At 72.4% G+C, this 20,784-nt stretch carries 16 protein-coding genes; 11 read left to right on the top strand and 5 right to left on the bottom strand.

What is annotated here, in order from left to right; all coding sequences use genetic code 11:
* Positions 1-17 precede the first annotated feature (17 nt).
* Positions 18-1,097, top strand: coding sequence for a GTP-binding protein (locus tag JEK78_RS03945; protein ID WP_200262707.1), 1,080 nt, complete (start codon positions 18-20; stop codon positions 1,095-1,097).
* A gap of 170 nt (positions 1,098-1,267) precedes the next feature.
* Here the strand turns inward: JEK78_RS03945 and JEK78_RS03940 are convergent, their stop codons facing one another.
* On the bottom strand, positions 1,268-3,730 hold the full coding sequence (locus tag JEK78_RS03940) for a DNA topoisomerase IV subunit A (protein WP_200262706.1): 2,463 nt from the start codon (positions 3,728-3,730) through the stop codon (positions 1,268-1,270).
* Positions 3,731-4,093: 363 nt separating this feature from the next.
* Between JEK78_RS03940 and JEK78_RS03935 the strand changes: the two genes are divergently transcribed.
* The 3 genes from JEK78_RS03935 (at position 4,094) to JEK78_RS03925 (ending at position 7,802) form a co-directional block, all read left to right on the top strand.
* Complete coding sequence (locus JEK78_RS03935; RefSeq protein WP_200262705.1) at positions 4,094-5,452, top strand: pitrilysin family protein; 1,359 nt, start codon at positions 4,094-4,096, stop codon at positions 5,450-5,452.
* Entirely contained in the window at positions 5,449-6,837 is a 1,389-nt protein-coding gene (locus JEK78_RS03930; protein ID WP_200262704.1) for a pitrilysin family protein, read from the top strand. The genes JEK78_RS03935 and JEK78_RS03930 overlap by 4 nt, the downstream gene beginning before the upstream one ends.
* A gap of 281 nt (positions 6,838-7,118) precedes the next feature.
* A complete protein-coding gene (locus JEK78_RS03925; RefSeq protein WP_200262703.1) occupies positions 7,119-7,802 on the top strand; it encodes a GntR family transcriptional regulator in 684 nt (227 codons plus the stop codon).
* Between the two features lie 216 nt (positions 7,803-8,018).
* On the opposite strand, the gene JEK78_RS03920 is transcribed toward JEK78_RS03925, so the two are convergent.
* Complete coding sequence (locus tag JEK78_RS03920; RefSeq protein ID WP_200262702.1) at positions 8,019-8,300, bottom strand: HPr family phosphocarrier protein; 282 nt, start codon at positions 8,298-8,300, stop codon at positions 8,019-8,021.
* A gap of 150 nt (positions 8,301-8,450) precedes the next feature.
* Between JEK78_RS03920 and JEK78_RS03915 the strand changes: the two genes are divergently transcribed.
* From JEK78_RS03915 to JEK78_RS03900, 4 genes are all read left to right on the top strand, one after another.
* Positions 8,451-11,291, top strand: coding sequence for a GNAT family N-acetyltransferase (locus tag JEK78_RS03915; RefSeq protein WP_200262701.1), 2,841 nt, complete (start codon positions 8,451-8,453; stop codon positions 11,289-11,291).
* Positions 11,292-11,381: 90 nt separating this feature from the next.
* Positions 11,382-11,969 carry a DUF5998 family protein gene (locus JEK78_RS03910; RefSeq protein ID WP_200262700.1) on the top strand — a complete coding sequence of 196 codons (588 nt, stop codon included), beginning with the start codon at positions 11,382-11,384 and terminating at the stop codon, positions 11,967-11,969.
* Positions 11,969-13,162: a nucleotide pyrophosphatase/phosphodiesterase family protein gene (locus JEK78_RS03905; protein WP_200262699.1), complete on the top strand. Its 1,194-nt coding sequence runs from the start codon at positions 11,969-11,971 to the stop codon at positions 13,160-13,162. Before JEK78_RS03910 ends, JEK78_RS03905 begins: the two co-directional genes overlap by 1 nt.
* 48 nt (positions 13,163-13,210) lie before the next feature.
* Positions 13,211-14,059 carry a sulfurtransferase gene (locus tag JEK78_RS03900; RefSeq protein WP_200262698.1) on the top strand — a complete coding sequence of 283 codons (849 nt, stop codon included), beginning with the start codon at positions 13,211-13,213 and terminating at the stop codon, positions 14,057-14,059.
* A gap of 239 nt (positions 14,060-14,298) precedes the next feature.
* Here JEK78_RS03900 and sepH read toward each other — a convergent pair whose 3' ends face one another.
* Positions 14,299-15,309 carry a septation protein SepH gene (gene sepH / locus JEK78_RS03895; protein ID WP_200262697.1) on the bottom strand — a complete coding sequence of 337 codons (1,011 nt, stop codon included), beginning with the start codon at positions 15,307-15,309 and terminating at the stop codon, positions 14,299-14,301.
* A gap of 362 nt (positions 15,310-15,671) precedes the next feature.
* Complete coding sequence (locus tag JEK78_RS03890) at positions 15,672-16,994, bottom strand: D-arabinono-1,4-lactone oxidase (protein ID WP_200262696.1); 1,323 nt, start codon at positions 16,992-16,994, stop codon at positions 15,672-15,674.
* 514 nt (positions 16,995-17,508) lie between these two features.
* Between JEK78_RS03890 and JEK78_RS03885 the strand changes: the two genes are divergently transcribed.
* Positions 17,509-18,636 carry a ferrochelatase gene (locus JEK78_RS03885; protein WP_200262695.1) on the top strand — a complete coding sequence of 376 codons (1,128 nt, stop codon included), beginning with the start codon at positions 17,509-17,511 and terminating at the stop codon, positions 18,634-18,636.
* Positions 18,637-18,643: 7 nt separating this feature from the next.
* Entirely contained in the window at positions 18,644-19,468 is an 825-nt protein-coding gene (locus JEK78_RS03880; RefSeq protein ID WP_200262694.1) for an inositol monophosphatase family protein, read from the top strand.
* Between the two features lie 61 nt (positions 19,469-19,529).
* Here the strand turns inward: JEK78_RS03880 and JEK78_RS03875 are convergent, their stop codons facing one another.
* Positions 19,530-19,703, bottom strand: a complete 174-nt coding sequence (locus tag JEK78_RS03875; protein ID WP_200262693.1) for a hypothetical protein — start codon at positions 19,701-19,703, stop codon at positions 19,530-19,532.
* Between the two features lie 421 nt (positions 19,704-20,124).
* On the opposite strand from JEK78_RS03875, the gene JEK78_RS03870 reads away from it, so the two are divergent.
* Positions 20,125-20,778: a response regulator transcription factor gene (locus JEK78_RS03870; protein ID WP_200262692.1), complete on the top strand. Its 654-nt coding sequence runs from the start codon at positions 20,125-20,127 to the stop codon at positions 20,776-20,778.
* The last annotated feature ends 6 nt before the right edge of the window (positions 20,779-20,784 follow it).

The following is a 20,784-nucleotide window of genomic DNA, read 5'->3' as shown; positions in this document are numbered from 1 at the left end:
GTGAGAGAGGCCGCACCGTGGGGGACCGTCCGAGGCCGCAGATCCCCGTCGTGGTGCTCGCCGGATTCCTCGGCTCCGGAAAGACGACCCTCCTGAATCACCTGCTTCACCGCAGTGGTGGCAGCAGGATCGGGGCGATCGTCAACGACTTCGGCGCCATCGAGATCGACGCGATGGCCGTGGCAGGCGCGCTGGGCGATTCGACCGTCTCGCTGGGCAACGGCTGCCTGTGCTGCTCCGTCGATCCGGCGGAACTGGACGACTACCTCGAGCGCCTGTCCCGTGCGGAGACCGGAGTCGACGTCATCGTCGTGGAGGCGAGCGGCTTGGCGGAGCCGCGGCAACTCGTGCGCATGCTCCTGGCCAGCGAACTGCCCACCGTCGCCTACGGCGGGCTGGTCGAGGTGGTGGACGCGGCCGAGTTCGAGGACACGCGCGCCCGGCACCCCGAGATCGACCGGCACCTGGCCATGGCCGACCTCGTCGTGGTCAACAAGCTCGACCGAACCCCCGACGGCGAGCGGGTCGTCGCCCTCGTCGAGTCGCTCGCGGCCGGCGCGGCGGTGCTCCCCGCGACCCACGGCCGAGTCGACCCCGCGTTCCTCTTCGACTGCCGACCGGCGGAAGAACGCGTCGGCCAGCTCTCCTTCGACGACTTGCACGACCGGGTCGAGACCGATGCCGCGACTCCACACTTGCACGCAGCGTACGACAGCCTGTCGTTCGTCTCTGACGTCCCCATGGACCCTCGTCGTCTGACGCGGTTTTTGGACGGCCGCCCGCGCGGGCTCTACCGGATCAAGGGGTACGTCGACTTCGGCCCGAACGACCTCCGCAACCGGTACTCCCTGCACGCCGTCGGCGGGTTCCTCCGCCTGCGCCCGAGCCCCTGGGAGCCCACCGAGGATCGCCTCACCCGACTCGTCCTGATCGGGACAGGAATCGACGCCGCCGCCCTGGAAGAGGAACTGCGGGCGTGCCGGAGCGTCACCCCGCACGTCGACGAGATCGGCATGTGGGGCGTCCTCCGCCACGTCCCGGATCCCGACGAGACGGAGGACGTGGCGGAGCGTCTCGCGAGGGGCCCCGGCGTCTAGGAAGAGTGTCGAAGCCCCTCCTGCCCGGCAGCGTGCCGGTGCACCGGCACGCCGCGCTGCCGGGATCACCCCGACGCGTCCGGGATCGGGGCGACCCTCCACCTCGCGATCGCACGCACCGACCGTCGCCGGGCCCTTTCGGGCGGCCGACGCGGCGTGTCGGACACGCGCTAGGAGTCCGACGCGATCGGGCCGGCCACGGCCCACACCGGTCGGGGCAGCGAAACCCCCGAGCCGTCCCGTCGCGGGTCGGGGTCCGGAAGCCGGGCCGGGGAGCCGTTCTTCTGAGCGGCGCGCGCCGGCGCGGGGCCGGCCCAGGCGAGGGCCAGGCAGTCCTCGCCCTTCAGGAACCGTTGGCAGCGCACCCCGCCGGTGGCTCGGCCCTTGCGGGGGTACTGGTCGAACGGCGTCAGCTTGGCCGTGGTCTGAACGGAGTCGTCGAGTGTCCCGCGAGCGCCGGCGACGGTGAACACCACGGCCTCGCTCGCCGGGTCGACCACGGTGAAGGAGATGACCCTGGCCCTGTCGGCGAGCTTGATCCCGGCCACCCCGCCGGCCGCTCGGCCCTGCGGGCGCACCTGCGAGGCCTGGAAACGGAGCAACTGCGCGTCGTCCGTGACGAAGACCAGGTCCTCCTCGCCGGTACGCAGCTCGGCCGCTCCCACGACGCGATCTCCGGGCTTGAGCGTGACCACCTCCAACTCCTCCTTGTTCGCGGGGTAGTCCGGGGCCACACGCTTCACGACGCCCTGTGCCGTGCCGAGTGCCAGGCCCGGCGAGGACTCGTCGAGCCCGGTCAGACAGACCACCGACTCACCGTCCCCGAGCGCCACGAACTCCGCCGCGGGCGCTCCGCCCGAAAGGTTCGACAGCGGGCCCGGCGGCAGTTGGGGCAGGTCGACGACGCTCAGTCGGAGCAACCGCCCGGCCGAGGTGACGACGCCGACCTCTCCGCGGGCCGTCGCCGCCACCGACGAGACGATCACGTCGTGCCGGGTCCGCTTGGCGGCGGTGTCGGAGGCCAGGGCGTCGTCGGCGGTGCGGGCCAGCAGGCCGGTGGACGACATCAGCACCCGACAGGGCGCGTCGGCCACCTGGAGCGGCAGCGTCGCCGCGGGAGCGGCCGGGGACTCCGACAGGACCGTGCGACGATCGCTGCCGAACTTCTTCGCCACCGCCGCAAGTTCGCCGGAAACGAGCTTGCGCAACTCGGCGTCGGACTCCAGGACCCGGGTCAGCTCCTCGATCTCCTCGCCGAGGCGTTCCCTCTCGGCCTCCAGCTCCACACGGTCGTACTTGGTGAGCCGGCGCAGCGGGGTGTCCAGGATGTACTGGGTCTGTGTCTCGCTCAGTGAGAAGCGCTCCATCAGACGCTCCTTGGCCTGGGCTGAGTTCTCGCTGGAGCGGATCAGTCCGATGACCTCGTCGATGTCGAGCAGCGCCGTCAGCAGCCCCTCGACCAGGTGCAGCCGGTCGCGTCTGCGACCTCGCCGGAACTCGCTGCGCCGCCGGACCACGGTGAACCGGTGGTCCAGGTAGACCTCCAGCAGCTCCTTCAGACCCAGGGTGAGAGGCTGACCGTCCACCAGAGCCACGTTGTTGATGCCGAAGGACTCCTCCATCGGCGTCAGCTTGTAGAGCTGTTCCAGTACCGCCTCCGGCACGAAACCGTTCTTGATCTCGATGACCAGGCGCAGGCCGTGTTCGCGGTCGGTGAGGTCCTTGACGTCCGCGATGCCCTGGACGCGCTTGGCCCCGACCAGATCCTTGATCTTGGAGATCACCTTCTCCGGACCCACGGTGAAGGGCAGCTCGGTCACGACCAGACCCTTGCGGCGGGCGGTGACCGGCTCGACCGACACCGAGGCCCGGATCTTGAAGGTGCCGCGCCCCGTCGCGTAGGCGTCCCGAATGCCGGGGAGGCCGACGATCCGGCCGCCGGTGGGCAGGTCGGGCCCTGGAACGTGCTTCATGAGGGCGTCGAGGTCGGCGTTGGGGTATCGGATGAGGTGACGGGCCGCGGCGATCACCTCCCGCAGGTTGTGCGGGGGCATGTTCGTGGCCATGCCGACGGCGATGCCGGACGCGCCGTTGACGAGGAGGTTGGGAAAGGCCGCCGGCAGGGCCACCGGCTCGCGTTCCTGCCCGTCGTAGTTCGGGGCGAAATCGACGGTGTCCTCCTCGATGGACTCCGTCATCAGCACACTGGCCTCCGCCATGCGGCACTCGGTGTACCGCATCGCGGCCGGCGGGTCGTCGTTGCCCAGCGAGCCGAAGTTGCCGTGGCCGTCGACCAGAGGCACCCGCATCGAGAAGGGCTGGGCCATGCGCACCAGAGCGTCGTAGATCGAGGAGTCGCTGTGCGGGTGAAGCTTGCCCATCACATCGCCGACCACACGGGCACACTTGACGTGCCCGCGATCGGGCCTGAGCCCCATCTCGCTCATCTGGTAGACGATGCGGCGGTGGACGGGCTTGAGGCCGTCCCGCGCGTCCGGCAGCGCGCGGGAGTAGATGACCGAGTACGCGTACTCGAGGAAGGAGCCCTGCATCTCGTCGACGACGTCGATGTCGAGGATCCTCTCCTCGTACGACTCGTCGGGCGGCGGGGTCTTCGTGCTACGGCGGGCCATCGCTGCCGGCTCCTTGCTGAAGCGTGAACGGTGATCTGTCGCGGACCATTGTGGCCCGCGGTGGTGACAGCGACCGACCAGGCGATCGCGGACCGCCCGTCCGGTGCTGCCCGCAGGCTACGCCCTCCGCCCCGGCCGGCAGCGGCGACCCGTGAGTCCCGCGACGTCGGGCGACCCCCGGCGACAGCGGGCACGACGCGACGCGACCTCGGTGGCGTTCTCGCTCTCGGCGTACGGTGTGCCGGAACTTCGCGGATCGCCCGCACGCTTGCATACAGTGGCAGGACCGGCGGGGATCCCCCGGTCCCACCCGGTGAGGCCGAGGGGCCTCCTCACAGGAATTCCGCGATCGAAGGGACGTACATGCCCATGGGTCACACGGCCACCGCCGAGGCAGGCTCCGGCGGCCTGACAGCGACCGAGCACCGCTTGGCCAACGGCCTGCGCGTGGTGCTCTCCGAGGACCATCTGACCCCGGTCGCGGCGGTGTGCCTCTGGTACGACGTCGGCTCCCGGCACGAGGTCGAGGGGCGCACCGGCCTCGCCCATCTCTTCGAGCACCTCATGTTCCAGGGCTCGGGACAGGTGGAGGGAAACGGCCACTTCGAGCTGGTCCAGGGCGCCGGCGGGTCGCTGAACGGCACCACGAGTTTCGAGCGCACCAACTACTTCGAGACGATGCCGGCCCATCAGCTGGAGCTCGCCCTGTGGCTGGAGGCGGACCGCATGGGCTCGCTGCTCGCCGCCCTCGACGACGAGTCGATGGAGAACCAGCGCGACGTCGTCAAGAACGAACGGCGCCAGCGCTACGACAACGTCCCCTACGGGACCGCGTTCGAGAAGCTCACGGCGCTCGCGTTCCCCGCCGGTCACCCCTACCACCACACTCCCATCGGGTCGATGGCCGATCTCGACGCCGCCACCCTGGAGGACGCCCGCTCCTTCTTCCGCACCTACTACGCGCCGAACAACGCGGTGCTCTCCGTCGTCGGCGACATCGACCCGGAGCGGACGCTCGCCTGGATCGAGAAGTACTTCGGCTCCATCCCCGGGCACGACGGGAAGCCGGCGCCCCGGGACGGCACCCTTCCGGACGTGATCGGCGAGCCGGTGCGGCAGGTCGTGCGGGAGGAGGTGCCGGCCAGGGCGCTGCTGGCGACCTACCGGCTGCCCAGCGACGGCTCCCGGGCCTGCGACGCCGCGGACCTGGCCTTGACGGTGCTCGGCGGCGGGGAGTCGTCCCGCCTCTACAACCGGCTGGTCCGACGGGACCGCACGGCCGCATCCGCTGCGTTCGGGATGCTCCGGCTCGCCGGCGCGCCCTCTCTGGGGTGGCTGGATGTGAAGGCCTCCGGCGACGTGGAGATCCCGACGATCGAGGCCGCCATCGACGAGGAGCTGGCCCGCTTCGCGGAGGAGGGCCCCACGCCCGAGGAGATGGAGCGGGCCCAGGCCCAGTTGGAGCGCGAGTGGTTGGACCGGCTCGGCACGGTGGCCGGCCGCGCCGACGAGCTGTGCCGCTACGCGGTCCTGTTCGGGGACCCGCAGCTGGCTCTCACCGCCGTCGACCGCGTCCTCGCCGTCGACGCGGAGGAGGTCCGCGCCGTAGCCGCGGCCCGGCTGCGCCCCGACAACCGAGCGGCGCTCGTCTACGAGCCGACCGCACCCGACGCCGCGACCCCCGCGGAGGCCACCGACGAGACCGAGGAGTCGGCCCAGTGACCGAACTCGCCCCCATGGACTTCCACCCCCGGCCGCAGGCGGGGGAGCCCAAGCCGTGGGCCTTCCCGGCCCCCGACCGCGCCACGCTGGGGAACGGCCTGACGGTGTTGCGCTGCGACCGCCCCGGCCAGCGGGTCGTCGCCGTCGAGGTGTCGACGCACGCCCCGTTGGACGCCGAGCCGGCAGGTCTCGACGGTGTCGCCACGATCATGGCTCGTGCCTTCTCTGAAGGCACCGACAAGCACTCCGCCGAGGAGTTCGCCGCCGAACTTGAGCGGTGCGGCGCCACCTTGGACTGCCACGCGGACCACCCCGGCGTCCGCTTGAGCCTGGAGGTCCCGGCGTCCCGTCTGGCCAAGGGGCTCGGTCTGGTCGCCGACGCCCTGCGCGCCCCCGCGTTCGCCGACACCGAGGTCGAACGCCTCGTCCGCAACAGGCTCGACGAGATCCCCCACGAGCTCGCCAACCCCGCCCGTCGCGCGGCGAAGGAACTGTCCAGGGAGCTGTTCCCCGTCGACGCGCGCGTCTCGCGCCCCCGCCAGGGCACCCGGGAGACCGTCGAGACCATCGACTCGGCCGCCGTTCGGGCCTTCTACGAGCGGTACGTGCGCCCCGCCACCACCACCGTGGTGGTCGTCGGGGACCTCACCGGCATCGACCTGGACGGGCTCCTCGCCGAGACACTGGGCACCTGGACGGGCTCGTCGGCCGAGGCTCGACCGGTGCCCGCGGTGTCCGCCGACGATCGCGGGCGGGTCGTCATCGTGGATCGTCCCGGCGCCGTCCAGACACAGTTGCTGATCGGCCGGGCCGGGCCCGACCGACACGACCCGGTGTGGTCCGCTCAACTCCTGGGCAGCTACTGCCTGGGCGGCACCCTCACCTCCCGCCTGGACCGCGTTCTGCGCGAGGAGAAGGGTTACACCTACGGTGTGCGTTCCTTCGCCCAGGTGCTGCTCTCCAACCCCGAGGGCACCGGAGCCTCCATGCTCGCCATCAGCGGCTCCGTGGACACGCCGAACACCGGAGCCGCGCTGCGCGATCTGTGGAGCGTCCTGCGCACGTTGGCCGCCGAGGGGCTCACCGACGCCGAGCGCGACAGCGCCGTGCGCAACCTCGTCGGCGTGGCGCCCCTGAAGTACGAGACGGCGGCGGCGGTGGCCGGGACCCTGGCCGACCAGGTCGAGCAGTTCCTCCCGGACGACTTCCAGGCCGACCTCTACCGGAGGCTGGCGGCGACCGGCACGGTCGAGGCCACCGCCGCGGTCGTGGCCGCCTTCCCGGTGGACCGCCTGGTCACGGTACTGGTCGGCGACGCCTCGGAGATCAAGGCCGAGGTGGAGTCCCTGGACATCGGCGAAGTCACCGTGCTGTCGACGGAATAGCGCGGGACCGGCGACCCGCCGGGACCGTCGGCTGCTCGCCGCGGGACCGGCGCGTCGCCGGCGCGAGTGCGTCGCGCCCGGCGTCGTCGGCCCGGCGCGGGCACGACCACCCGCCCACGTGGGGGCGAGGTCCCGGCTCGCCGCTATTCGCCGCCGTTTCGGTGTCCAAAAGTCCGTCATAAAATCCGGCCCGTCGTCGGAGATTCCCGCGCATTGCCATAGAGTCACGGAACGAGCGTCAAGTCGGCGACGTCGCAAGGGGATCGAGGCGGAGGTCGGTCATGCGTGTTCCGGCGCAGTCGGTCTGTACGGCGATCCGGGACGACATCGTCGCCGGAGTCCACGCCCGGGGGAGTCGACTGACCGAGGAACCGCTCGCGCGGCGCTACGGCGTCTCGCGGGTCCCCGTCCGCGAGGCCTTGCGCACGTTGGAGGCCGAGGGCTTCGTGGTCACCAGGAGACACGCCGGCGCCTGTGTGGCCGAGCCCACCGAGCGCGAGGCCGCCGACCTGCTGGAGATGAGACTCCTGTTGGAGCCGCTGGGCGCGGCCCGTGCCGCCGAACGCCGCACCGAGGCCCATCTGAAGGTGCTGCGCGGACTGGTGCGCCTGGGCCGGCGGCGGGCTCGGCAGGGTACCGGCGACGACCTGCGCTCCCTGGAGGGCTGGTTCCACGAGACGCTCGCCCAGGCCTCGGACAGTCCGCCGCTCGTCGCCATGCTGGCCCAGCTCCGTCACAAGATCGCCTGGATGTTCACGGTCGAGGCGCAGGTTCACCCGCTGGCTTCGTGGGAGGAGCGGGGAGCGGTGGTCGACGCGGTGGCGCGCGGGGACGGCGAGCGTGCCCGTCGGCTCACCACCGCGCATGTCGAGCGAGCGACGGCGGCCCACCGGCCGCGCCCGCGGACGCCGGGCCGGGCGAGGATCCCGAAACATCCCGTGCACACGACGGTCACACGCGCTTGACGCGAGTCGGATAAGGGAAAGCGGAAATAGGGGGAACGGACAACGCCTGCCGGTCGAAAATGACTCTCCCGCGCGGCCGATGACATTTCCTCCGTCCGTGCCGGTCCGACCGGAGGAATGTCGGCGGTTTCGCGAGGAAGTCGCCTCGGTCGCACTCGCCGCCCCACGGGACCCGAGCGACCGCGCGTGATGGGGTCCACTCCGGGACCGGGGCCCTCAGTCCGCTTCGGGAAGCTCCTCCAGGCCTTCGGCCACCAACCTCGCCAGCCGGTCCAACGCCGGGTCGGCACCCTCGGCGTCAGCGGTCAGGACGACCTCCTCGCCGCCCCGCACGCCGAGGCCGAGCACCGCGAGGACCGAGCGGGCGTTGACGGCCGCGCCGTCGGGTCTGGCGATGGCCACGGGGACGCCCGTGGCCGTTGCCGCGCGGACGAAGAGGGAGGCGGGTCGGGCGTGGAGGCCCTCCGCCCAGCCGACGGTGACGCGGCGTTCGACCATGTGCTGCTGCCCTTCGGGACGTCCGAGGTCGTCCGCGCCAGTCTCCCACGGGACCGGGCCGACGGCGCCCCACCGACGGGGCGGGTCGCCGCACGGACGCGGGCCGCCCGCGTCGCGTCGGGCAACGCCCCGGAGTCGTACGCTGGGCCCATGCAGACGCCGCCGGACCGGCACGACTACCCCGCCCACTGGGAAGCCGACGTGGTGCTCCGCGACGGCGGCACCGCGCGGGTGCGCCCCATCGACGTGGACGACGCCGACCGGCTGGTCGGCTTCTACGAACGGGTCTCGGAGGAGTCCAAGTACTACCGCTTCTTCGCACCGTACCCCCGGCTGTCGGCGAAGGACGTCAGACGCTTCACCCACCACGACTTCGTGGACCGGGTGGGCCTGGCGGCCACCGTCGGCGGCGAGTTCATCGCCACCGTGCGCTACGACCGGATCGGTCCGGACGGGATGTCGGCCCCCGCCCCGGCCGACGAGGCCGAGGTCGCCTTCCTCGTCCAGGACGCGCACCAGGGTCGCGGCGTCGCCTCGGCGTTGCTCGAACACATCGCGGCCGTCGCACGAGAGCGGGGCATCCGTCGGTTCGCCGCCGAGGTACTGCCCGCCAACACCAAGATGATCAAGGTCTTCACGGACGCCGGCTACACGCAACAACGCAGTTTCGAGGACGGCGTCGTCCGTCTGGAACTCGATCTCGAACCCACCGACCGCAGCCTCGCCGTGCAGTACGCGCGCGAGCAACGGGCCGAGGCGAGGTCCGTGCAGCGATTGCTGGCCCCCGGCTCGGTCGCCGTCGTCGGCGCCGGACGCACACCGGGCGGTGTGGGGCGCAGCATCCTGGGGAACATCCGGGAGGCCGGATACCCCGGGCGCCTCTACGCGGTCAACCGGTGCTTCCCCGAGCGAGGCGGCGAGATCGACGGCGTTCCCGCCCATCGATCGGTTCGGGACATCGCGGCCCCCGTCGACGTCGCGGTGGTCGCGGTACCGGCCGAGCGCGTCCCGGACGTCGTCGCCGACTGCGGCGCCCACGGGGTCCAAGGGCTCGTGGTGGTCTCGGCCGGCTACGCGGAGAGCGGCCCGGACGGTCGCGAGCGCCAGCGCGCACTCGTGCGCCAGGCTCGGGCCCACGGGATGAGGATCATCGGCCCCAACGCCTTCGGTGTCGTCAACACCTCGCCCGAGGTCCGACTCAACGCCTCCCTCGCGCCGCGCATGCCCCGCGCCGGTCGGATCGGCCTCTTCGCCCAGTCCGGCGCCATAGGCATCGCGCTGCTGTCCCGACTCCACCGGCGGGGCGGCGGGGTCACGGGCGTGACCGGCGTCTCCACCTTCGTGTCCTCGGGCAACCGTGCCGACGTCTCCGGCAACGACGTCCTCCAGTACTGGTACGACGACCCGGACACCGACGTGGCCTTGATGTACCTGGAATCGATCGGCAACCCTCGCAAGTTCACCCGTCTCGCCCGCCGGACGGCGGCGGCCAAGCCCGTGGTCGTGGTGCAGGGGGCGCGCCATCGCAGCGCGGCCCCCCAGGGTCACGCCGTGCGGGCCACCCGGCTGTCCCATGCCACCGTCTCCGCCCTGTTGAGGCAGGCCGGTGTGATCCGGGTCGACACGATCACGGAGCTCGTCGACACCGGGCTGCTGCTCGCCCGGCAGCCGCTCCCCGCCGGCCCCCGGGTGTCGATCCTCGGCAACTCCGAGTCCCTGGGGTTGCTCACCTACGACGCCTGCCTGGCGGAGGGGCTTCGTCCGCACGCGCCACTCGACCTCACCACCTCCGCCACCCCGGCGGACTTCCAGCGCGCGCTCACCCGCGCGCTGTCCGACACCGGCTGCGACGCGGTCGTGGTTGCTGCCATCCCGACGCTCGGTGAGGACTCCGTCGCCACCGGCGACGCCGAGCTGGCCGAAGCGCTGCGCTCGGCTGCGGCGACGGCGCCCGACAAGCCCGTCCTCGTGGTGCACGTGGAGCTCGGCGGCCTGGCCGAGGCACTCTCCGCCGCCGCCGGCACGGCGCCCGGGGCCAGGGAGGGTGCGACCGCCCCGCCCCTCCTGGACCGCCCCGGCGCCGAGCCCGTCGCCCGAGGGGAAGCGCCGCCCCCGGCACCGGAGGACGGGCGGCTCATCCCCGCGTACCCGGCCGCCGAGCGCGCCGTCAGTGCCTTGGCCCAGGCCGTCGGCTACGCCCGATGGCGCCGTGAGGCCGCGGACCCCGGCAGGGTGCCCGACTTCGCGGACGTGGACGAGAAGGGGGCCGCCGACCTCATCGCCCGCCTCCTCGCTCGCGGGCGTGGCCTCACCCTCGAATCGGACGAGACCGGCGAGTTGCTCGGTCGGTACGGGATCGGTGTGTGGCCCGACCGGCACGCCCCCGACCGGCCGGCGGCCCTCGCCGCCGCCCGTGACCTCGGCTATCCGGTGGCGCTCAAGGCCACCGCCCCCCATCTGCGGCACCGCGCCGACCTGGGCGGCGTGCGGCTGGACCTGACCGACGAGGAGCGGCTGGGTCGCGCCTACGAGGAGCTGACGGCGCAGTTCGGCCCTCCCGAGCAGACGCGTCCGGTGGTCCAGTCCATGGCACCGAGGGGGGTGGACACCGTGATCCGTGCCGTCATCGACCCCGCCGCGGGTGCGGTGCTCTCCTTCTGCCTGGCCGGCGCGGCGGGGCAACTGCTCGAAGACGTCGCTCACCGCCTGATCCCGGTCACCGACCGGGAGGCCGCCTCCCTCGTGCGATCAGTCCGGACCGCGCCCCTGTTGTTCGGCTGGCGCGGCTCGACACCCGTGGACACTCCAGCGCTGGAGGAGCTTCTGCTGAGAGTGTCCCGACTGGTCCACGATCACCCCGAGGTGGTCGCGGTCACGTTGGAACCGGTGGTCGTGGCGTCGCGCGGGCTCACCATCCTGGGCGCCTCGGTCCGCCTGGCCCCGCCCCCCGCTCGTGACGATCTCGGTCCGCGCACGCTCCCTTCGTACTGACCCGGGGGAGTCACGCTCGGCACTCCCGCCCGCGAGGGCAGAGCGGACGGGCGGTCTCCCGAAGGCCATGACCCCCGTAGGATGGAACGCATGGCCAAGACCAGTACGACGACACAGGGGCTGCGCGCGGCGATCGAGCGCAGTGGCTACTACCCGGCTCTCGTTGCCGAGGCGGTGGAGGCCGCCGTGGGCGGCGAGCCGGTCCGTTCGTACCTGGTCCATCAGGAGACCACGTTCGATCAGAACGAGGTCCGCCGGCACGTGACGGTGCTGGTTCTCACCCACAACCGCTTCATCGTCAGCCACACCGACGAGCAGGGCGCCGACGACACCTCGCCCACGCCGTACGCGACGACGTCCACCGAGTCCGTCAAGATCGGTCGGATCTCCTCGGTCGTGGTCAGTCGGGTGGTCGCCAACCCGGAGAAGTACCGACCGGGGACGGCTCCCCGTGAGGTCGTGCTGACCGTCGGGTGGGGCGCCGTCTCGCGCGTCGACCTGGAACCCGCCGCCTGCGGAGACCCAGGGTGCGAGGCCGACCACGGCTACACCGGGAGTTCCACGGCCGACGACCTGAGCCTTCGGGTCAGCGAGACCGGGGACGGACCGGAGACGGTCCGCCAGGCGTTGGCCTTCGCGCAGGCGCTCTCCGAGGCGACCGCGGAGGCCGGCCGCTGATGACGCGGGCCATCTCCTGGGACCCCCACCCCGAGCCGCTTCCCGTGGCGACGGCGCCCGTGCCGGAGTACGGCGGCGGCTCCCTGGCCGACCTGCTGCCCACGCTGGCCGCGGGAATGCGGGTCCCCGGCATGTCGGCGACGATCTCCGAGCTGGCCCCGGTCGACCGCGCCTGCGTGTTCCTGGTCGACGGCCTCGGCTGGGAGCAACTGCTGGCGCATCCGCGGGAGGCGCCCTTCCTGACGTCCCTGCTGGGCAGCTCCCGCGGCGGCACCGGGCGTCCCATCACGGCGGGTTACCCCGCGACCACGGCGGCCTCGCTGGCCTCCGTCGGCACCGGCCTGCCGCCGGGGGCGCACGGACTGCCCGGCTACACGGTCCGCGACCCCGACACCGGCGATCTGATGAACCAGCTGCGCTGGCACCCCTGGACCGACCCCGTCGTGTGGCAGCCGAAGCCGACGGTCTTCCGACTCGCGCACGAAGCGGGGGTCCACGCGGTCCAGGTCTCCTCCCCGGACTTCCGTGACACACCGCTCACCCGCGTGGCGCTCAGCGGAGGCACCTTCCTGGGAAGGATCTCCGGCGAGGAACGCATGGACGTCGCCGCCGCGGAACTGGCCGCCGCCGACCGCGCGCTGGTGTACACCTACTTCGCCGAACTCGACGGCGCCGGGCACCGGTTCGGCGTCGACTCCGACGCCTGGCGTGACCGCCTCCGCGAAGTGGACCGGCTGGCACGGCGCCTTGCCGAGCGGCTGCCGCCCCGCAGCGCTCTCTACATCACCGCCGATCACGGAATGGTCGACGTTCCCTTCGGTGAACCGCACCGCGTCGACTTCGATCAGGACTGGGAACTGCGCGCCGGTGTGGCCCTGCTCGGCGGCGAGGGTCGGGCCCGGCACGTCTACGCTCTTCCCGGTGCGGCGGGCGACGTGCTGGCCTGTTGGCGTGAGGTGCTCGGCGAGAGCTTCTGGATCGCCTCCGGGGACGAGGCCGTCGACGCGGGCTGGTTTGGCCCCGTGGTGGAACCCAGGGTCCGACCGCGGATCGGGGACGTCATAGCGGCGGCCCGGGACGACGTTCTGCTCATCGCGTCCGAACGCGAGCCGAAGGAGTCCGCGATGGTCGGCAACCACGGCTCGATGACACCCGCCGAACAACTCGTCCCGCTGTTGGAAGTCCGTTCCTGACCTCGAGGAGGGCGGCGCCGGACGCGACGGTGCGTCAGGATGGGGGCCATGAACCCCATCGTCTCCGCATCCGACCTGGCCACCGCACTGACCGGAGCCGGCGGGCCCGTCCTGCTCGACGTCCGCTGGCAACTCGGCAACCCCTCCGGCGCGGCTCCGCCGTTCGTCGGGCGAGCCGCATACGCGAGCGGGCACCTGCCCGGCGCGGTCTTCGTCGACCTGGACACCGAACTGGCCTCGGCGCCAGGCTCGGGAGGTCGTCACCCTCTGCCCGATCTCCAGGTCTTCGGCGCCGCGATGCGACGGGCCGGGGTGTCGGCCCATCGGCCGGTCGTGGTGTACGACGGTGGCCAGGGCTGGGCCGCCGCCCGAGCCTGGTGGCTGCTGAGTTGGACGGGACATCCCGACGTCCGGGTTCTCGACGGTGGGCTTCCGGTGTGGCTCGGGCCGCTCTCCACCGAGATCCCGAATCCGGACCCGGGCGACTTCGTTCCGTCCCCGGGCACACACGGTCTCCTGGACGCGGACGGCGCCGCGGGCCTGGCACGCTCGGGTCTGCTGCTCGACGCGCGGGCGGGCGAGCGGTACCGGGGAGAGGTCGAACCGGTCGACCGGGTCGCCGGACACATCCCCGGGGCGGTCTCCGCGCCGACGGACCGGAACACGGCCGCCGACGGTCGCTTCCTGCCGGCCCGGCGACTCCGGGAACGGTTCGCCGCGTTGGGGGCCGACGCCGGGAGAGAGGTCGGGGTCTACTGCGGTTCCGGGGTCTCCGGCGCGCACGAGGTCCTCGCCCTGGCGGTGGCGGGGATTCCGGCCGCGCTGTACGTGGGGTCGTGGTCCGAGTGGACCTCGGACCCGCGACGCCCGGTCGCGGTCGGCCCGGACCCCCGGTGACATCCGCACCCGTCTGAGCCCCGTCGGCCTGGGCGGTCACGGCCCTGGCCGGTTCAGGCGCGCCCGGGACCGCCGCCCGGCCGGCGGGAGTGGACGCGGCGGCGGTGTCGGCCGCCCGGTTCCCCGCAGCCGGAACCCACAGGGCTCGGTCGCGCCCGCGCGGCACCCGGGCCGGTCGTCTCGCGGGTCGGGAAACCCGCCCCGCGCGCGACCTTCTCGAGGGCACACCCCGAAACGCGTCAGTCCTGCTTCTTCCGGCGTGTCCCGAAGACGATCTCGTCCCAACTCGGCACGGCGGCACGCCGACCCGGGCGCACCCCGTCCGCCTCCGCCTGCCGGTCGGTGGCTCCGATCAACCGGTCGTGGTGGCTGGCCACGGACCGGGGCATCAGGATGTCGGCGTAGGCGGACCCGGCGCCCGCCGAGGCCGCGGGCGCGGTCTCCTCCTCCGCCTCCTCGCCTTCCTCCCCCGCCTCCGAGGTCGCGGGCGAGCGCTCGGGGACGATCAGGTCGCCCCGAAAACTCGGGACCGCCTCCAAGAGGCTGGTGAGCGAATCGCGCTCGCTCTCCGTCACGTCCTCCGGTTTCTCGGAGGGTTGACCGGCCGGCGCCGACCGGTCCCGCGGCAACCGCGCGATGCGCGGCACGAACGGGAAACTCGGTTCGGGCGCGGCGAGGTCGTCCGTCTCGCCGACCAGCGCGCGGGCCTCGCCGTCGACGGCCTGCACCAGTCGACGCGGCGGATCGTACGTCCACATCGCCGAGCGGGTTTCGCCCGCCGCTCGGTACACCAGCAGGACCTCCCAGGTGCCGTCGTCCCGGCGCCAGGAATCCCACTGGACCGTGTCCTTCTCGGCCCCGCGTGACAGGAGCCGCTCCTGCACCGCCTCGCCGAGAGGCGGTCCTGGGTTCTCCCCGGGCCTGCGTACCGGGGTTTTGCGTGCGCGCTCGGCCATGAAGGCACGTTCGGCCAGGACCGGCCCCTCGAAGCGCCGCACTCGGTCGACGGGGATCCCGGCGGACTGCGCCACCTCCTCCGCGGTCGCGCCGGAGCGTATCCGCGCCTGGATGTCCCGTGGGCGGAGGTGACTCTCCACCTCGATCTCGATCTGACCGAGCCGAGGCCGGTCGCCACGCACGGCGGCGCGCAGCCGCTCGTCGATAGGAAGCGTGTACTCCGTGGAGTCGGCAGCCTTCAGCACGAGTCGTGTGCCGTCATTCGAGACGGCCACGACACGCAGTTCGGGCATGGGGACCTCCCGGGTGGTGCCTGCCGACGTCACGTGCGTCGCTGCTTCCGCTCTGTCGAAGTGTGACCTGCCCGGGCGCGGCCTGTCACAACCTTGTGGAGCACCCGGCGTGTCGGGCGCGCGCCCCGGACCGTCGACATGGCACGGTAGCCTCCGCTCAACGCTCGGTGACCCACCGCGCCACCCAGTGCAACCAGCCCCCTCCCGGCGGACCCTGACGGCGCCTGATCCTCCCTGGCGGGAAACCGGACCCAGGGCTGGCCACAGTACTCCATTCGGGCCACCAGCGTGGATGGGCACGCCGCCCGTTTTCTGACAAGAGGGGCGCCCCGGCCGCCCGCCGGCCTGATCCTTGCCGGCCCCTAGCCGCCCAGGACCCGCCGCGAGTGAGCGTTGCCGAAGCGCCTATCGGGGTCCAGCCGGTCCCGCAGGGCGGTGAATTCGCAGAAGCGCGGATACACCCGGGAGAGGTACTCCGCCTCCCGGGTGTGCACCTTCCCCCAATGGGGGCGTCCCCCGTGTGCGGCGAAGATCCGCTCGGCCGTTTCGAAGTAGTCCCGAAAGGGGCTGCCGCGGAACATGTGGACCGCGATGTAGACCGTCTCGCGGCCGGAGGCGGTGGACAGCGTGATGTCGTCCGACGGCGCGGTGCGCACCTCCACCGGGAAGCCGACCCGCAGGCGGGACCGCGACACCATGGCCCGTAGCTCACGGAGTACGACCGTCGCCGCCTCGCGCGGGAGCGCGTATTCCATCTCGACGAAGCGCACACGTCGGGGCGAGGTGAAGACCTTGTAGGGCAGATCGGTGTAGGTGCGTGGCGACAGGGCACGGGAGGTGAGGGCCGCCATCGTGGGCACGGTGCCCGGGACCGCCCGGCCGATCCAGTTGACCACCTGAAAGGCGCCGTTGGCGAGGAACTCGTCCTCGTACCACCCCCGGAAGCGCCCCAGCGGCCGTTCCGGACCGAGGCAGCGGTTGTTCCGCTTGGTGAGGGTGCTTCCGGTGTGCGGGAACCAGTAGAACTCGAAGTGCTCGTTCTCCCGACGCAGTTCCTCGAACTCCGCGAGCACGCGCTCCAGGGGCATCGGCTCCTCGCGCGCGGTGAGCCGGAAGAGGGGTTCCACGGCGAGGGTCAACGCCGTGACGACGCCGAGCAAGCCCAGGCCCACCCGCGCCGCGGCGAACACCTCCGGGTGCTCCGTCCGGGAGCACCTCAGTACCGAACCGTCCGCCGTGACCAGTTCCATCCCCCGGATCAGGGCGGAGATCGAAGAGGAATCCCGACCGGTGCCGTGAGTGCCGGTGCCGGTCGCTCCGGCGATCGTCTGCTCCATGATGTCGCCCATGTTCGTCAAGGTCAGCCCCTGACGGGCGAGCGCGGCGTTCAGCGCGTGGAGCGGAGTGCCGGCCGCCACCGTCACGGTCCCCGCGGCCCGGTCCCTCGCTCGGATCCCCGTCAACAGGCGAAGGTCGAGCAGGACGCCCTCGGTCGCCGCCACCGGGCTGAAGGAATGCCCCGCCCCGACGGCCTTCACCGACTCGCCGTCCTCGGCCGCCTTCCGTATCACCCCCGCCACCTCGTCGACCGAGGCGGGCCGCGCCACCCGGGTCGGTCGGGACGCCACCGTCCCGCCCCAGTTGCGCCACGTTCCGTCCCTGTCCACTCTGCGTGTGCCGCTCAACGGAGCCTCCCCTCGCGCGGAGCCGGCCGCTGCGACCGACGACGCCCGTCGGCGCCGACCGCCGCCGCGACGGCCCCGCCCGATCCGGGACCCCGTGCCGGGACACCCCCGGAGGCCCTCGCCCCGACGGGGGGTCGGGACGTGGCCACGCCACCGGCGAGCACACCCGACCGGCGACGCCCGTCGGCGCGCCTGTGGCACGGGCTCAACGGCGCGGCCCGACGGCCGCGGGCTCCGGGGGGAGCGGCGGACGACACCGCGCCGGAGAGCGACACGGCCGGAAACGGCAGGGCTCCGACCGGTAGGGAGGGGATCCTACCGAGGGCGGGACCGCCACGACCCCGGCGCGGGCGATGTATGGCGCGAATGCGAGGAGGCGGTCCGTGCCGAGACCACGCGTGCCCCGGTGAGTCGCTCACCGTGCGCTCCGCTCGCGGAGACCGGGGGTGGGGATCCCCCGTCCGCCGACCCCACGGATGCCGGTCCGTCGGAGTGGGGTGGCAGGATCGGGGGTATGCCAGACGTGCCCGACGCCAGTCCCTACGACGCCCTGCTGCTCCTCTCGTTCGGCGGCCCCGAGGGCCCTGACGACGTGGTCCCCTTCCTCGAGAACGTGACGCGGGGGCGAGGCATCCCCACCGAACGTCTCAAGGAAGTCGGCCGACACTACTTCCTCTTCGGCGGGGTCAGCCCGATCAACGACCAGAACCGCGCCCTGCTGAGCGCCCTTCGTGAGGACTTCGCGGAAGCGGGCCTCGATCTGCCGATCTACTGGGGCAACCGGAACTGGGAGCCATACCTGACCGACACCCTGCGCGACATGGTGAGGGACGGCCGGCGACGTGTCCTCACCCTCGCCACCAGCGCCTACGCCTCCTACTCGGGGTGCCGGCAGTACCGCGAGAATCTCGCCGACGCCGCCGCGGCGCTCCGCGCCGAGGGTCTGGAACCGCCCGCGATCGACAAGCTGCGCCATTTCTTCAACCACCCCGGCTTCATCGAGCCCATGATCGACGGTGTGCTCTCCTCCCTGGCGGACCTCCCGGAAGAGGTACGGGACGGAGCCCACATCGCGTTCACCACCCACTCCGTTCCGACGGCCGCCGCCGACACCTCCGGGCCCGTGGAGGGGCACGGCGGCGGCGGCGCGTACGTGCGACAACACCTGGACGTGGCCCGCTCGATCGCCGACGCCGTTCGCGAGCGCACCGGGGTGGCCCATCCATGGCGGCTCGTCTACCAGTCCCGCTCCGGCGCGCCGCACATCCCCTGGCTGGAACCCGACATCTGCGACCATCTGGAGGATCTCCACGGTGCCGGGGTGCCCGCCGTCGTCATGGCTCCCATCGGCTTCGTCTCCGACCACATGGAGGTCCGCTACGACCTCGACACCGAGGCCATGGCCAAGGCCGAGGAACTGGGTCTTCCGGTGCGGCGGTCGGCGACGGTGGGCGCCGACCCGCGCTTCGTCGCCGGGATCCGCGATCTCGTCGTGGAGCGCGCGTCCGCCGAGCGGGGGCTTTCGGTGACGCCTTGTGCCCTGGGCGCCCTGGGACCCTCGCACGACCTGTGCCCGGTGGGGTGTTGTCCCGGACGGACCCGTCGTCCTGCGGCGGCGGGCGCCGACGGTCCGGGAGCGTGAGGACGACATGAGCCGAGTCACCGACCCCCTCCACGCCGAGCTGCTGGGCGTGGCGCGGGAAGCGGCCGAACGGGCCGGCGAGTTGCTGCGCGACGGGCGCCCGGCCGATCTGGGCGTCGCCGCCACCAAGTCCAGCCCGGTCGACGTCGTCACCGAGATGGACATCGCAGCCGAGAAGCTCATCGCCGCGCTGATCGCCGAACGCCGGCCCGACGACGGCATGCTGGGTGAGGAAGGCGCCTCCGTGTCGGGCTCCAGCGGGATCAGGTGGGTCGTCGATCCCCTCGACGGCACGGTCAATTACCTGTACGGGTCTCCGTCCTGGGCCGTCTCGGTGGCGGTGGAGCAGGACGGCGAGACGGTCGTCGGGGTGGTCGCGTGCCCGCCACGAGGCGAGACCTACCAGGCGGTTCGGGGCGTCGGTGCCTGGATGACCGATGCCCTGGGCGACTCCCGCCCCCTCGCCTGTCGACCCTCGCCCACCCTCGACCAGGCTCTGGTCGCCACCGGGTTCAACTACGTCGCCGCCGTCCGGAGGCACCAGGCCTCGGTCGCGGCCGGCCTGATTCCCTCGGTGCGGGACATCCGACGCGGCGGGTCGGCCGCCCTCGACCTGTGCGATGTGGCGGCCGGTCGACTCGACGGCTACTACGAGCGCGGACTGCGCCCCTGGGACCTGGCCGCCGGAGACCTCGTCGCGCGGGAAGCCGGCGCGCTCACCGGCGGGCGTCCCGGTCGCCGGCCCTCGGGCGAGTTGACGATCGCGGCGTCTCCAGGACTCTTCGAGCCCCTCCGGATGCTGCTGGAAGAGGCAGGCGCCTGGCACGACTGAACCGGAGAGCGAAAGACCCCGCGACGGAAGCCGCCGCGGGGTCTCTCGGATGAGCCGCCGGTCAGACGCCGGACGCACGCACCTCCACGCCGTGCTCGGCGGCGAGGCGGCGCAGATCGTCCAGTTCGCCGAGTTCCACCTCGACGAGGAAGTCGTCGCCCTCGTCGAGGGCCCGAGACAGATCGGACTCGGTCGCCTGTATGCGCTGCAGCAGTCCTGTGGTGAAAGCGTCCATGGTGCGCCCCCTCGTCCTGGGTCGTGGGTCGATGGCACGGGGGTGTGCCCTGCGGGAGGGGCGATCACGTGTCACAGGGTGCCCGGGCGCCGCTCCGCCGCGCGGCGGTGCGGCCGGACACCCCCGCCCGCCCTGGCGGAAGCGGAACGCTGCGCACCGCTGATCGGGCGATACGGCAGAGTGTGATCGCGGGGTGTACAGCCGTCCTCCCCTCGCTCCGGGGAGGGGAAACCTCTCGAAGGGCGTGAATAATCCCGCGCGGTCGGTGGCGCGGAGCCCGGCGGGTGCCGTGCCGGTCGTTCGCGCCGGCCGCCTTACCGTCGACTTATGGCCGAAAAGGGCAGGATGGACCGGACACACCCGCCCCCCGCTCGCGCGTGCCGCCGTGGCCGTGCGGCCGGATACAGGAAGGAACAGCGACGTGCGTGTACTCGTCGTCGAGGACGAGCAGCTGCTCGCCGATGCCGTGGCCACCGGACTCCGCCGGGAGGCCATGGCCGTCGACGTCGTGTACGACGGTGCCGCGGCCCAGGAGCGCATCGGCGTCAACGACTACGACGTGGTCGTCCTCGACCGTGATCTTCCCCTGGTCCACGGCGACGACGTCTGTCGCAAGATCGTGGAGCTGGGTCTGCCCACCCGGGTGCTGATGCTGACGGCGTCCGGTGACGTGAGCGACCGGGTGGAGGGGCTGGAGATCGGGGCCGACGACTACCTTCCCAAGCCCTTCGCCTTCAGCGAGCTGATCGCCCGGGTACGTGCGCTCGGGCGACGCACGAGCGTGCCGCTGCCGCCGGTGCTGGAGCGTGCCGGGATCAAGCTGGACCCCAATCGGCGCGAGGTGTTCCGGGACGGGCGGGAGGTTCAGCTGGCCCCGAAGGAGTTCGCCGTCCTGGAGGTGCTGATGCGCAGCGAGGGCGCCGTGGTCTCCGCCGAGCAGCTGCTGGAGAAGGCCTGGGACGAGAACACGGACCCCTTCACCAACGTCGTCAGGGTGACGGTGATGACCCTGCGCCGGAAGCTGGGGGAACCCCCTGTGATCGTCACCGTGCCCGGCTCCGGCTATCGGATCTGACGCCCG

The organism is Streptomyces sp. HSG2 (genome assembly GCF_016598575.1).
Classification (GTDB): domain Bacteria; phylum Actinomycetota; class Actinomycetes; order Streptomycetales; family Streptomycetaceae; genus Streptomyces.
The sequence above is the reverse complement of the archived record's forward strand: the minus strand, read 5'-3'. Positions and strand labels throughout refer to the sequence as shown.